General features: G+C 44.9%; 14 protein-coding genes. All 14 read left to right on the top strand.

Going from position 1 to position 14562, the window contains the following annotated elements; all coding sequences use genetic code 11:
* Positions 1-177: 177 nt before the first annotated feature.
* Positions 178-1239, top strand: a complete 1062-nt coding sequence (recA, locus tag MKX59_RS17235; RefSeq protein WP_023988239.1) for a recombinase RecA — start codon at positions 178-180, stop codon at positions 1237-1239.
* 196 nt (positions 1240-1435) lie between these two features.
* Positions 1436-2185, top strand: a complete 750-nt coding sequence (locus MKX59_RS17230) for a regulatory protein RecX (protein ID WP_028542702.1) — start codon at positions 1436-1438, stop codon at positions 2183-2185.
* Between the two features lie 373 nt (positions 2186-2558).
* Positions 2559-4103: a ribonuclease Y gene (gene rny / locus MKX59_RS17225; RefSeq protein WP_013309958.1), complete on the top strand. Its 1545-nt coding sequence runs from the start codon at positions 2559-2561 to the stop codon at positions 4101-4103.
* 76 nt (positions 4104-4179) lie between these two features.
* Positions 4180-4974, top strand: coding sequence for a TIGR00282 family metallophosphoesterase (locus tag MKX59_RS17220; protein WP_013309959.1), 795 nt, complete (start codon positions 4180-4182; stop codon positions 4972-4974).
* A 129-nt stretch (positions 4975-5103) separates the two neighbouring features.
* Positions 5104-5364, top strand: a complete 261-nt coding sequence (locus MKX59_RS17215) for a stage V sporulation protein S (RefSeq protein ID WP_007430104.1) — start codon at positions 5104-5106, stop codon at positions 5362-5364.
* Positions 5365-5486: 122 nt separating this feature from the next.
* Positions 5487-6554 carry a dipeptidase gene (locus MKX59_RS17210; RefSeq protein WP_028542701.1) on the top strand — a complete coding sequence of 356 codons (1068 nt, stop codon included), beginning with the start codon at positions 5487-5489 and terminating at the stop codon, positions 6552-6554.
* Positions 6555-6742: 188 nt separating this feature from the next.
* Positions 6743-7831 (top strand): low temperature requirement protein A, encoded by a 1089-nt coding sequence (locus MKX59_RS17205; protein WP_028542700.1) that lies wholly within the window; start codon positions 6743-6745, stop codon positions 7829-7831.
* Positions 7832-7973: 142 nt separating this feature from the next.
* Positions 7974-8546, top strand: a complete 573-nt coding sequence (pduL, locus tag MKX59_RS17200) for a phosphate propanoyltransferase (RefSeq protein WP_023988243.1) — start codon at positions 7974-7976, stop codon at positions 8544-8546.
* Between the two features lie 298 nt (positions 8547-8844).
* Positions 8845-10398 (top strand): tRNA (N6-isopentenyl adenosine(37)-C2)-methylthiotransferase MiaB, encoded by a 1554-nt coding sequence (miaB, locus tag MKX59_RS17195; RefSeq protein WP_023988244.1) that lies wholly within the window; start codon positions 8845-8847, stop codon positions 10396-10398.
* An 82-nt stretch (positions 10399-10480) separates the two neighbouring features.
* Positions 10481-10933 carry a RicAFT regulatory complex protein RicA family protein gene (locus MKX59_RS17190; protein WP_023988245.1) on the top strand — a complete coding sequence of 151 codons (453 nt, stop codon included), beginning with the start codon at positions 10481-10483 and terminating at the stop codon, positions 10931-10933.
* 122 nt (positions 10934-11055) lie between these two features.
* Positions 11056-11478 carry a PaaI family thioesterase gene (locus MKX59_RS17185; protein WP_023988246.1) on the top strand — a complete coding sequence of 141 codons (423 nt, stop codon included), beginning with the start codon at positions 11056-11058 and terminating at the stop codon, positions 11476-11478.
* A gap of 65 nt (positions 11479-11543) precedes the next feature.
* The gene (locus tag MKX59_RS17180) at positions 11544-12332 is read left to right on the top strand and encodes an NUDIX domain-containing protein (protein ID WP_023988247.1); all 789 of its coding nucleotides are present in this window, start codon (positions 11544-11546) and stop codon (positions 12330-12332) included.
* Between the two features lie 67 nt (positions 12333-12399).
* Positions 12400-12966 carry a cysteine hydrolase family protein gene (locus MKX59_RS17175; RefSeq protein WP_028542699.1) on the top strand — a complete coding sequence of 189 codons (567 nt, stop codon included), beginning with the start codon at positions 12400-12402 and terminating at the stop codon, positions 12964-12966.
* Positions 12967-13086: 120 nt separating this feature from the next.
* The gene (locus tag MKX59_RS17170; RefSeq protein ID WP_028542698.1) at positions 13087-14550 is read left to right on the top strand and encodes a nicotinate phosphoribosyltransferase; all 1464 of its coding nucleotides are present in this window, start codon (positions 13087-13089) and stop codon (positions 14548-14550) included.
* Positions 14551-14562: the final 12 nt, after the last annotated feature.

Raw genomic sequence — 14562 nt, 5'->3', positions numbered from 1 at the left:
TCGGAAGAACCGTTGCAAAGCCTTTTGCCAGCGGTTCTTTTTTTGTTTTAAGAGACAGGTGTAATTGTAGAAGAGAGCTGTGTGAACAAAAAAACGAATGTATGTTCGAAAAAATGCTTGGCAAGCGTGTCAAAACAAGGTATTATTAAAGTACAAACAATGAAGGATGTGAGTTTATTGTCAGATCGTCGTGCTGCGCTGGATATGGCGCTCCGTCAAATAGAAAAGCAATTTGGTAAAGGTTCCATTATGAAGTTGGGTGAGTCTACCCACATGCAAGTGGAAACGATCCCCAGTGGTTCGATTGCTTTGGATATTGCGTTAGGAACGGGCGGCTTTCCAAGAGGCCGGGTTATTGAAATATACGGACCGGAATCATCCGGTAAAACGACAGTAGCTCTTCACGCTATCGCAGAGGTGCAAAAAACAGGCGGACAAGCCGCCTTTATCGACGCCGAGCATGCGCTTGATCCGTCGTATGCAAGCAAGCTGGGTGTCAATATTGATGAGTTGTTACTATCGCAACCAGATACAGGAGAGCAGGCGCTTGAGATTGCCGAAGCTCTTGTACGTAGTGGAGCAGTAGACATTGTAGTTGTTGACTCCGTAGCGGCACTTGTGCCCAAGGCAGAGATTGAAGGCGAAATGGGAGATTCCCACGTTGGTCTTCAAGCACGTTTGATGTCTCAGGCATTGCGTAAGCTTTCTGGAGCCATTAATAAGTCGAAAACCATTGCTATTTTTATTAACCAGCTACGTGAAAAAGTAGGTGTTATGTTCGGTAACCCTGAAACAACACCAGGTGGACGTGCCTTGAAGTTTTACTCTACGGTACGTTTGGATGTTCGTCGTATTGAAAGTTTGAAAATGGGTAACGACATTGTGGGTAACCGCACACGTATTAAAGTCGTGAAGAACAAAGTTGCCCCTCCTTTCCGTCAGGCTGAGGTAGATATTATGTACGGTGAGGGCATTTCCAAAGAAGGTAGCCTGATCGATATCGGTACGGAGCATGACATTGTCGACAAGAGCGGAGCCTGGTATTCCTACGAAGGTGAGCGCCTTGGTCAGGGACGTGAGAATGCTAAGCAATTTTTGAAGGAAAATCCGAATATTGCTAGTACGATCGAACAAAAAATTCGGGTGGCCAGCAATCTGATTACGACGGTTGCTCCGCCTACAGAAGAAGAGTTGGCACAGCAAGCGAAGGAAGAACAGGAATTGTTGGAGCTTGAATAAAGCTCGGTGAATCCTGGTTTGTGAACTGGGGCCAGGGTTATGGCACCGTCCGTTTGAATAGCATGATTCTGATGCCCTGCACAGTTGTGCAGGGCATTTTTGCATCAACTAGAGTCTGCTTTGTCAGTGGAATCTAACTTTTGCGTAGCAGGTGTTCAAAGGCTGCTTTCGTGAATTTCAAAGTGAGGGAAATATATTGCAGTTGGACGATGAAGATGAATACACTTCGGAAGCAAATAAGCAACAAGGGATTTCTCTTTTTCCGGATCATGAGGAATTGATGATTACTAGGGTAGAGCAGGGACAGGGACGCAAACATGGAAGGTATATCATACATTTTGGTCCTTATTCACTGTCTGTATTAGAAGATGTAATGATCAAGTACAATATGTTCAAAGGAACGTCATTTGATAAAAAAGAACTGGAAGATATCGTTCTGGCAGATGAAAAGCAACAGGCTTATGTACTTGCGCTTCGCTATTTGGGGCGAAAGCCTCGCACACGTCAGGAAATTGCCCAGCGTTTAGCGCAAAAAGAACTGGATCAGTCTGTTATTGACGAAGTAATGGTCCGACTCCATAGGGAACAACTCGTAGATGATGATTTATACGCCCGTCAATGGGCAAGGCAGCGCATAACAAGCCAACGTAAGGGGAAGATGTGGGTTAGGCAAGAACTTCGTCAGAAGGGCATCTCTAAAGCCTCTATTGGCGAAGCGTTAGGTGAGATCACCGATAATGAGGAGTGGGAGAGCGCTTTGACGGTCGGACGTAAGAAATGGAATCAGGTACGTGGTGATATAATGGAGAAAAAAAGGAAAACATACCCTTTTCTCATGAGACGCGGATATTCGGGGGATATGACACGCCGTGTAGTCAATCATCTCACTGCGACCGAGCATGACGCTGCTTCAGATGACGAGGAATTGTTGCAGTGGGAGGAATAGTTGCCAAACGGCTGCTGAACCTTTGGCTAGTATGAACGGATAGGATGAGCTAGTTATTACATGGAAAGCTGCATGGTAGTCTACTAATGTTTGCATTCCCTTGACAATGCCATTTGTCAAATAATAAAATATATATGAAACGATACTTGTGGAACGCCCTTTTTCCTTCCAAAAAAGCGGAATCCACGGTGAGTTCTCATCGCCAAATAACAAGTGATGCCGCTATGCCAGGCGGAATTGTACATGTGAAAGCATGTGCATATGAAATGAAACGACCTTGTGTCGTTGTCTTAGTTTGACGATCAAAGTAAATGTGACAATTGCAAAAAGTCCCAAGGAATGCCTTGGAGGAACCAACGGGGAGGTGAACAGTATGATGACTGCGATCTGGTTCGTTCTCGTTGCTGTAGCCGCGTTATTCTTTGGGTTCGGGATTGGTTATTTTATTCGCAAATCTATTGCAGAAGCTAAGATCTCCAGTGCGGAAGAAGCTGCCGCGCAAATCGTGGAGAACGCGAAAAAAGAGGCAGAAGCGCTGAAGAAGGAAACGGTATTGGAAGCGAAAGATGAAATCCACCGCATCCGTGCCGAAGCTGAAAAAGAAACTCGTGAACGTCGCAATGAAATTCAACGACAGGAACGAAGATTGCTGCAAAAAGAAGAATCGCTGGATAAAAAATTGGAATCGCTGGAACGCAAAGAAGAACAAGTGGCCAACAAAGAGAAACGAATCGATGAAACCCAGCAGCAAATTGATTTGATTTACAAGAGTCAGGTAACTGAGTTGGAACGTATTTCCAATCTGACGATGGAGGATGCAAGAAGTATTATTCTGACCAACGTAGAGCAGGAAGTTCGTCATGAAACAGCTCAGATGATTAAAGAAATTGAACAGCAGGCCAAAGAAGAAGCGGACAAAAAGTCTCGTGAAATCATCACACTGGCCATCCAACGCTGTGCGGCAGATCATGTAGCAGAAACGACGGTTTCTGTTGTCACATTGCCGAACGAAGAAATGAAAGGCCGGATCATCGGGCGCGAAGGCCGTAATATCCGTGCACTTGAAACCCTTACAGGAATTGACCTCATTATTGATGATACGCCGGAAGCTGTTATTTTGTCTGGATTTGATCCGATTCGTAGAGAGATTGCGCGTACTGCGCTTGAAAAGCTCGTAGCGGACGGACGGATACATCCGGCTCGTATTGAAGAGATGGTGGAAAAATCCCGTAAAGAGGTGGACGAACGAATCCGTGAGTATGGTGAACAGGCCACCTTTGAGGTGGGCGTGCATAGCTTGCATCCAGATTTGATCAAGATCTTGGGACGTCTCAAGTTCCGTACAAGTTACGGACAGAACGTATTGAAGCACTCGATGGAAGTTGCATACTTGACAGGTCTGATGGCCGGGGAACTGGGCGAAGACGTTGTACTGGCAAGACGGGCAGGATTGCTGCATGACATCGGGAAGGCGCTGGATCATGAAGTGGAAGGATCGCACGTTGAAATTGGCGTGGAGCTGGCGAAGAAGTACAAGGAACACCCGGTCGTCATCAACAGCATTGCCTCACATCACGGCGACTGCGAAGCGACTTCAGTGATCGCCATGCTGGTTGGGGCGGCAGATGCCCTGTCAGCAGCAAGACCGGGAGCGCGGCGTGAAACGCTAGAGACGTACATCCGTCGTCTTGAGAAGCTGGAACGCATCTCCGAATCTTTTGAAGGCGTTGAAAAATCATACGCGATTCAAGCCGGACGCGAAGTTCGTGTCATGGTACAGCCAGAGAAAATTGATGATGCGGAAGCATTCCGACTGGCCCGCGATATTACGAAAACGATTGAGAATGAACTGGACTATCCGGGACATATCAAGGTTACCGTCATACGCGAGACCCGTGCGGTAGAATACGCAAAATAAAAGCATTTCAATGAAAAGTGGCCGCTGCTTGTAGGGCCACTTTTCATTATGTAAGGCAGACTAGGGAGGGCTTTCTATCAACGTATTATTTATTGGAGACATCGTCGGCAGTGTAGGCAGAAAGGCACTGAGGGAGAATCTCCCTTCGCTAAAATCAAAATACAACCCGCATGTTATTATTGTGAACGGAGAAAATGCGGCTTCGGGAAGAGGAATTACCCCAGCCATCGCCAGAGAGTTTTTTGATTGGGGCGTTCATGGGATTACGATGGGAAATCATACTTGGGACAATAAGGAAATATTTGATTTTATAGATGATGAGCCGCGGATCATCCGCCCGGCTAACTTTCCACCAGGAACACCAGGACGGGGTTATACCGTTGTAAAAGGTGGAGGTAAGGAGCTGGCTATTGTTAATCTGCAAGGTAGAACTTTTTTGCCAGCTATTGACGATCCATTCCGTGCAGCAGATGAAATTGTCGATGAGCTGCGCAAAAAACATAAACATATCCTAGTTGATTTCCACGCCGAAGCAACCTCGGAAAAAATCGCTATGGGTTGGCATTTGGATGGACGTGCTTCAATCGTGGTAGGTACGCACACACATGTACAGAGCAATGACGATACGATTTTGCCACAAGGAACTGCGTATCAGACAGATGCGGGAATGGTAGGTCCTTATGAGGGAGTGCTTGGGATGCAGAAAGAGGCTGTGTTACAGAAATTCCAGACCCAGCTTCCAGTACGTTTTCAAGTGGACATGGGCAAATGGCATTTTCATGCCATCAGCGTAGAGCTGAATGATAACGATGGAAAAGCCCGCAAAATTCAGAAAATCAGACTCAAAGAAGATGAATGGCGGATGGATTAACCTTTTTGTGAGCTACTTAAGGAAAGAATAAGGAAAACTGTCACCAAAAAGCAGGAATTTTTTGCTGACCCTCGAATAACATCTAATAGTGGAATCAAACCATCATCATTCCCAGGGGAGGTACTTACTATGGATGTATTAAAAGTATCAGCAAAATCCAATCCCAATTCAGTTGCAGGCGCACTCGCAGGAGTACTGCGTGAACGCGGAAATGCAGAATTACAGGCGATTGGAGCGGGTGCACTAAACCAAGCCATTAAAGCGGTAGCCATTGCCCGGGGATTTGTCGCACCAAGCGGAGTGGATTTGATTTGTATTCCTGCTTTTACAGACATTGTTATTGATGGAGAAGATCGGACTGCGATCAAATTGATTGTAGAGCCAAGATAATAAATGTAAGTTGCCTGAGCCTGTTTACGATTTGTAAACGGGCTTTTTTGCTTTGTGAGTCTGTTACTATGATTTTTAAAATAAATTTGTGATGCTTCAATCTCTAAATGGAGGTAAGATGCATGAATGATAAGCTAAAAGTGAATTGGCCAGTTGTTGACTTTCATTGTGATGTGTTATGTAAAATGCAGCTCGATGCGCAGATCGATTTCAGTCATCCATCGCTTGATGTCACAAAAGAACGTTTGCTAGAAGGTAACGTGCGGTTGCAAACATTTGCTATATATATTTCTCAGGTATTGGGCACGCCAAGATTTGAGCATGTGATTCGTCAAATTGAGCTGTTCAGGCAGCATGTTACCTCTATCTCAGGTGGGTTGAGACCATTGCTGTGGAAGGAAGACTTGGTAATGTGTAAAAATACGTCCGCAGTGCATCAGGAGGAGCAAGTAAAGCAGGCAGGAAAAGAGAAGCGCATGGAAAAGATAACGTATGTGGATGGTAATGGGACGGATCATACATGGGCACCTTGGGCTTTGCTCTCACTGGAGGGGGTAGATGCGCTGGAAGGGAACCCGTTTTATGCAGAATTGTGCTATGCCATGGGAATACGATTGATTGGACTGACATGGAATTATGCGAACTGGGCAGCTGACGGCATTATGGAACATAGAGGTGGCGGGCTGAGTAGCAAGGGGCGCGATTTGGTCAATCGCTGTAATGACCTGGGACTGCTGCTAGATGTATCGCATTTGTCGGTACAGGGCTTCTGGGAGGTGCTAGAGGAGGCCACTCTACCGCCCATTGCTTCGCATTCGAATGCCTTTGCGAAGTGTGCTCATCCTCGAAATCTACGGGATGAACAGATTTGTGCACTGATCGCTCGTAACGGACGGATTGGTTTGACCTTCGTCACAATGTTTCTCAAAGAGCAGGGCATGGTAACTGCTGAGGATCTGCTACCACACATTGAGCATATTTGTTCATTAGGCGGCGAAAGGCATTTGATGTTTGGCTCTGATTTTGACGGTATCGAGCACCATGTGCAAGGGCTGGAGCATTCGGGGAAATATCCGATTTTTGCAGAACTGCTGCTGAAGCATTACCCTGAGGAGCTGGTCAAGGGATGGCTGGGAGGACATGCGCTGGAATACTTGCAAACGAATCTGCCTTCCAAAATTTCTTCTTAAATAGCTATTTATAGAGGGAATTTTTAGCTGCGAACACTCTTGACAAAGCGAGAAGGATTACGAAATAATTGGAGCATCTTAGAATTGCATGGTGCTAAAATAACATTTGCAGAAATACGGCAGACGTTGGAGCGAGACTGACGGGTCACCATGCTGCACCGCCATATCAGAGGGGGCTCCATTACATAATGTTGATAAAAAAGGTTACCTGGCTTGAGCTCTTTTATGACTTGTTGTTCGTAGCTGCTGTCTCCAAGGCCACTCATGTTTTGCTACATGTTGAGCATGGTAGTATCTCATGGGAACATATGGAAAAGTTTATTATGATTTTTATCCCAATATGGTGGGCTTGGGTGGGGCAAACGGTCTACAACAATCGTTTTGGGCAAGACAGTATAACACATCGAATTTTTATGATCCTGCAATTGTTTTTCGTGTTGATCATGACCGCCAGCCTGAATATAGATTTTGATGCGTATTATGTATCTTTTTTTGTTGGCTATATTGGGTTAAGAGGTTTGACTGTCGTTCAATATTTACTTTCGGCACCCAAAGAAACGGCTCATAAACAGGAAACAGCTCGTTTTTTCGGAATTTATTTTTGGATTGGAATAGTCATTTCTAGTTTCTCCCTCTTCTTTGATTCTTGGGTTCGATATTTGATTTTATATACAGGTATAGCTATTGATATCCTCGTTCCTTTGATTGGCCGTAAAAAGTTGGTGATCACACCTATCCATACGGAGCATCTTTTAGAACGCTTTGCACAGTTCACCTTAATTTTGCTTGGCGAATCTGTGATAAGTATGCTTTCTGTTTTACAATCCGATCATTTTACGGTTTCTTCTATTGTATTTGCTGCTTTGGCTTTTGTATTAGTCATCGCAATCTGGTGGCAATATTTTGAGAATATGGAGAAGCGCGTAGATAAATCAAAACAATCAGCAGGACAGACTATTATTTATGGTCATTTGTTTATTTATCTTTCCCTTAGCATGCTAGCTGCTTCGATTCAGCTCTTGTTTTTGGGACAAGTAGACTATATCTTTGTGCTTTGCTTTACCTTTGCTTCTGTTTTTATTTACTTTTTGTCGGTTTTGCTGGTATTTCATCAGTACAGATTAAGTCATCTGAAACCTCGTCTCAGAGTCATTTTTTTCTTAACTGGAATACTCTGTGTCCTGTTTATTCTTAATATATTTGTTGTCGTTCCCCCTCATCTCATCGTAGCTGAAATCATGCTTTTCTTTCTCTTGTTCGCTAAAACGACGGTTTGATCCGATTTCTATGGACGATATTTAACGCTGATTAGGGCGAAAAAGGGAACTTTATACGCTCTCCTTTTCTTTCTTGGCAAAATAGGAGTATAATAGCATGGATGTGTAAAGTATTGTATAGAGAAAAAGGAGTGACCACACGATGAGTAAAATCGTACCTGTCGGCGTTTCAGCCCGTCATATTCACCTGACTCAAGAGCATATTGAAATTTTGTTCGGAGCAGGCTATCAATTAACTGAATTTAAACCTTTGTCCCAAACAGGACAATTTGCCGCAAATGAAACGGTAGCTGTAATTGGTTCTAAGGGTCAATTTGATAAGGTTCGCATTTTGGGACCTGCTCGTCCCGCATCCCAATTGGAAATCTCTCGCACTGATTCCTTTGCTATTGGTGTAAAAGCACCTGTACGCGAATCTGGTAGCATTGATGGTACACCAGGAATCACGGTAAAAGGACCCGCTGGTGAAGTGGAACTGCAAGAAGGCGTGATTGTAGCAGCCCGCCATATTCATTTCCATACATCTGATGCAGCTAAATGGGACATTAAGGACAAGCAGTTGCTGAAAGTACGTGTCGGCGGCGAACGTGGCCTTGTATTTGAAAATGTTCTTGCACGTGTGTCCGATTCTTTTGCTTTGGATATGCACATTGATACAGATGAAGCGAACGGAGCCGGTGTGAAAAACGGTGACAACGCTGAAATCGTAGACTAATATACACGTATTTAAATGCCGGAAGGCTTAAAGAGTCCGATTCTTGCAAAAGAATCGGGCTTTTTACATACTATATAATTCACAAATACTTCACTAATGTACAAAAAGAACATGAGTTCACATTGCACTCAATGGTATCTGCGGCTGATCTATGGCGATGGCCTATAAATCATGCTATAATTTAGTGTAATGCCTTTTTTAAAGGTTTTTTAGAACTAAAATAAATTTACCAAGCCTAAAGATACAGTAAAATCACAAATTAGCTCGTGAAATAGATGGTGTAAGGAGTGACTAAGGAATGGAAAAGAAAACAAAAGATTACTCCAAATATTTTGATTTCTCGGATGCGAAGATTATTTCTGAAGATGAGCATAGCAAAAAGATCCGTATTCGCGGACGTGAAATCAACATTATGGCGGAGCCGAACCATAGAAAAGAAAAGCAACGCGGTAAAGAGGATGTACAGGTATTATATGATAACGCAGTCCCGGATGAGCTAAAGCATATCGGTGAGGGAAAGCATTATATCGTATACACATTCGGTTGCCAAATGAACGAGCATGATTCCGAAACCATAAAAGGCTTGCTGGAGCAAATGGGCTACCAGGCAACCGAGGATCGGAAGGAAGCAGACATCATTTTACTGAACACTTGTGCTATCCGTGAAAATGCGGAGGATAAAGTGTTTGGCGAGCTGGGTCACCTCAAGCATCTCAAAACAGAAAAGCCAGGACTGCTGCTCGGCGTGTGTGGCTGCATGTCACAAGAAGAGAATGTCGTTAACCGGATTATGCAAAAACACGGTTTTGTCGATATGATTTTTGGTACCCACAATATTCATCGTCTGCCTCAGCTCGTCAAGGAAGCACTCTTTAGCAAAGAAATGGTGGTCGAAGTGTGGTCTAAGGAAGGCGACATTATCGAAAACCTGCCGAAGAAGCGCGAGGGTATGCGGGCTTGGGTGAACATTATGTACGGTTGTGATAAATTTTGCACCTATTGCATTGTTCCCTTTACACGTGGTAAGGAAAGAAGCCGCCGTCCAGAGGATGTTATCGCTGAAGTACGGGATTTGGCACGTCAAGGCTTTAAAGAAATCACCTTACTGGGGCAAAATGTTAACGCTTATGGCAAGGATTTGAAAGATTTGAATTACAGATTCGGGGATCTGATGGATGATATGCGCAAAATTAATATCCCGCGTGTACGTTTTACGACATCACATCCACGTGATTTTGATGACCATTTGGTTGAAGTGCTTGGTAAGGGTGGCAATTTGGTGGAGCATATCCATCTGCCTGTTCAATCCGGTAATACGGATATATTGAAGAAAATGAACCGAAAATATACCCGTGAGCGTGTTCTGGAACTGGCTGCGAAGATTAAAACAGCTGTTCCGCATGTTTCTCTGACAACAGATATCATCGTAGGTTTCCCGGGCGAAACAGACGAGCAGTTTGAAGATACTCTATCTTTGGTGCGCGAGGTCGGCTATGACTTTGCCTACACATTTATTTATTCACCACGTGAAGGTACGCCAGCTGCTTCGATGGAAGATAATGTGCCTATGTCGGTTAAAAAAGAGCGTCTCCGGCGTCTGAACATTGCTGTGAACCAAAACAGCCTTCGCTTTAATAGTCGATTGCGTGGCGAAGTGGTTGAAGTGCTGGTGGAAGGCGAGAGCAAAAATGACAGCAAAGTGCTTGCCGGTCGGACCCGTTCCAATAAGCTTGTACATTTTGAGGGCTCTAAGGATCTGATTGGTTCCTTTGTTCAAGTGAAAATTACGGAACCTATGACCTTTTACATCAAAGGTGATCTGGTTGAAACGGCTGTAGCAGTTAACGGATAAAAGAATATTCTAGCGGGTTGCATGCGGTCTGAGTAAAGGGCTGTGTGCAAGGCCGTCTAAGTGAGAAAAGGAGCGATGGACAATGACAGAGGAGCGGTTGCAACAAACAGAACTTCAATCGGCGGCGCGCCAGCATGATCATTTGGTCAATCGCGAAATGATATTGGCAAAAGCCAAAGAATTGGCAGGTATTTTGGGTAGCAGTGAGGAAGTACAGGTATTCCGAAAAGCAGAAGAAAAGATTCAGGATCATGGGCGCATCCAGCAACTGATTGCAACGATGAAAAAGAAGCAAAAGGAAATTGTAGCATTTGAATCCTTGAAGAATCAAAAAATGATTGCCAAAATAGAGGCCGAACTTCAGGAGCTACAGGAAGAGCTTGACGGTATTCCAATTGTAACGGAGTTTCAGCAGAGTCAGGTGGAAATTAATGAGCTACTGCAAATGGTGATTATGGCGATCCGTGATACCGTTGCTGAGAAGGTAAACGTAGAAGAGGGAAAAAGCACTTCCTCGTCGAATTGCAGTGATTAGAATGAAATCTATGGTGTGGAGGCGTAGCTTCCACGCCTTTTTTTCGAAAGCATTTTGCCAACGTATATGGTTATAGGACTTCAAGAGAAATGGGACAACATAGAAGGGATGGAAGCAAGGTAATGGATAAGTTGGGTAAGATGCTAGAGGGAGAGAATAATACTTTTTGGGAGTATTTAGGGTGTGAACTGATTGCAGCTGATGCAAACGAGGTACAGATCGCTTTGGAGGCCAAACAAGAGCATACCAATGTGATGGGTATTGTCCATGGGGGTGTACTTACTTCATTGATGGATCAGGCGATGGGGATGGTCAGTATGGCTTCACGAAATATGGATCCATGTGTAACGACGAACCTGAATGTTCATTTCTTGTCACCCATGAGGCAAGGACGACTGGAGGTTAGGGCGCGAATTCTTCATCAAGGAGGTCGCACGATAACCACTGAGGCGGAAGTAAGAGATAGTGAAGGCACACTCGGTTCTACATCTACAGCAACCTTCCGAGTATTACGTACACAAGCAAGTGATTCAGGTAAGGCCTGACACTTGACAAAAATTTTTATTATGTCATAATGAATTTATCAAAACGATATAATATGGTGATGCCAATGGATAGCAATCGTATAAACGAAGAGGCGCAAAAGGCGTCGTACAACATTAAGAAATACCGTACCCCGGATGGAGCTCCGGCGGATATCGTTATGTTTACCTTAACGAAGCGGGAGCGCAAGACGGTAACAAAGACATTGCCGATTCGTGAGCTGAAAGTGATGCTCATCAAGCGCCGCAGTTGGCCTTTTGCAGGACGCTGGGCGTTGCCTGGAGGGTTTTGTCAGGAAGATGAATCCATGTATGGAGCTGCCAAGCGGGAGCTGTTAGAGGAAACGGGTGTGGACGGCGGGCATCTGGAGTATTTGGGTGTATATAGTGGACCGGGACGTGATCCGCGCGGGTGGATCATATCGCATGCGTTTTTTGCGCTAGTAGAAGAATGGATGTTGGAACAGCGTCAGGCGGCCGATGATGCTTCCGAGGTTGGGCTATTCACGATCCGCGAAGCGTTGGAGGAATTGGAGCTGGCATTCGATCACCGGGATATCATTGTAGATGCTTATCGCAAAATTCAGTTGCAGATGCTTCAGACGACGATAGCCAAGCAGTTTTTACCGCTACATTTTACACTGGGTGAATTATATCAGGTGATTCAGAGTGTCGTACCGGATTTCGAAGAGCCAAACTTTATTCGCAAAATAACATCGACTCGTAGCAGGCAGGGAATACTGGAAGAGGTGCGTGATGAGAATGGCAAACCGCTCAGTTCCAACCAGTATTCACAAAGACCGGCACAGTTGTACCGTTTTAGTGACAGAGTACCGCGTTTATCTATCTACACGTAACGCCTAATGTAATAGGTTACGCATAGAACGTACAATATCACTTTGAGGATAAGGAGCTGACCGTACGATGCAGGCACTAATTGTTATTGATTACACGAAAGATTTTGTGGACGGTAGTTTGCCTGTAGGACAACCTGCGATTGAGTTGGATGAACGGATCGCAGCAATTACGCAGGCATATGTGGATCAAGGGGACTTTGTTGTCATGGCTGTGGATTTGCATGAGGAGAACGACCTTTATCATCCGGAGAGCAAGCTGTTTCCTCCACATAATATACGTGGAACCAACGGACGACATTTGTATGGCAAGCTACGTAGCCTTTATGAGCAACAAAGTGATCTTATCTACTGGTTGGATAAAACACGGTACAGTGCTTTTGCGGGCACAGATCTGGAGCTCAGGCTGCGTGAACGTGGTGTTCTGGAAGTTCATCTAATTGGTGTGTGTACAGATATATGTGTGCTGCATACGGCTGTAGATGCTTATAACAAAGGTTTTGCTATTACTGTATACAAGGACGCTGTGGCGAGCTTTAATCAAGCTGGACATGATTGGGCTTTGGGTCATTTTGAGGGAAGTCTTGGAGCTTCGGTACGGTCGGCTGAGGATACGGTTTTACGTCAGAAGAAGTAAAATAACTTAACGATTGTGCACCAATGTCCGATAACAAAATGGAGCCGGATATTGCTGAATCTGGGCAGATGAGGCGGTACGCTGCCACAAACCTGGGGACAGTCAGAGAGGATGATTACGATGCAGTCAACGAGCCTCGCATTACATACAGATAAATATCAGATTAATATGATGTACGCCCATTGGGTGAACGGAAGTCATCAGCGTAAAGCTGTGTTCGAGGCGTATTTCCGTAAACTCCCTTTTGGTAATGGATACGCCGTGTTCGCTGGTCTGGAACGCATTGTGAATTATATTGCAAATTTGCGGTTTACAGAAGAGGACATTCGCTATCTGTCTGAACAGGAGGAGAATTACGATCCCATGTTCATGGAGGCGCTGCGCCAGTTTAAGTTTGGTGGAACAGTCCATTCGATGAAAGAAGGGGCACTTGTTTTTCCAAACGAGCCTCTGGTACGTGTCGAAGGAACGATTATGGAAACGCAGCTTGTCGAGACGGCATTACTGAATTTTATGAACTATCAGACACTCATTGCGACAAAGGCATCGCGCATCAAGCAGGTGGCAAGTGACGATACACTGCTCGAATTTGGAACACGGCGTGCGCAGGAAGCAGATGCGGCGATTTGGGGAGCACGAGCAGCTTATGTGGCAGGTTTTGACGCGACTTCTAATATGCTGGCAGGCGAGCACTTTGGAATCCCGACGAAGGGAACACATGCCCATTCATGGGTGCAGACCTTTATGACGGAGCAGGAGGCGTTTGACGTGTATGCGAAGGTTTTACCAGACCAGGTTACACTGTTGGTAGACACCTTTGACACGCTGGAAAGTGGTGTTCCTCATGCGATTCGGACAGCAAAAATGCTGGAGAGTCAGGGCAAGCGTATGAATGCAATCCGTCTGGATAGCGGTGACTTGGCTTATCTATCCATTCAGGCGCGGGAAATGCTCGATGCTGAAGGCTTAGATTACGTACAAATCGTAGCTTCCAATGATTTGGACGAAAATACGATTTTTAACCTGAAAGCCCAAGGGGCACGTATTGATGTATGGGGTGTAGGAACACAGCTTATTACGGCTTCAGATCAACCTTCGCTTGGCGGGGTGTACAAGCTGGTTGAGCGTGAAGTTGATGGCGAAATGTTGCCGACGATTAAGATCTCGGGTAACCCAGAAAAAGTATCCACACCAGGCAAGAAGGATGTATATCGCATTGTGGATAAGAAAAAAGGGAGAGCTGTGGCCGATTATATTTCTTTCCCGGATGAAGAGCGTCCGCGTAATGGTAAGCGCCTGAAGCTGTTTAACCCTTTGCATCCGTATATGAAGAAGTATGTAGAAAATTATGAAGCCGTACCAATGCTTGAGCCTATTTTTATAAATGGACAGAAGGTATATGAGCTTCCTGAGCTGGATGAAATTCGTGCCTACCATACTTCACAGTTGAAACTGTTTTGGCCAGAATATTTGCGGAAGCTGAACCCTGAAATTTATCGTGTAAATCTGAGCGAGAAGGTATGGGAGCTGAAGCAAAAGCTGATCGATAGCTATATGCAGCCCGAAGTTGAAGAAAAAGAATAGTTGGAAGAGGCA

This window comes from Paenibacillus sp. FSL R7-0340, assembly GCF_038002205.1.
GTDB lineage: Bacteria > Bacillota > Bacilli > Paenibacillales > Paenibacillaceae > Paenibacillus > Paenibacillus polymyxa_B.
The sequence above is the reverse complement of the archived record's forward strand: the minus strand, read 5'-3'. Positions and strand labels throughout refer to the sequence as shown.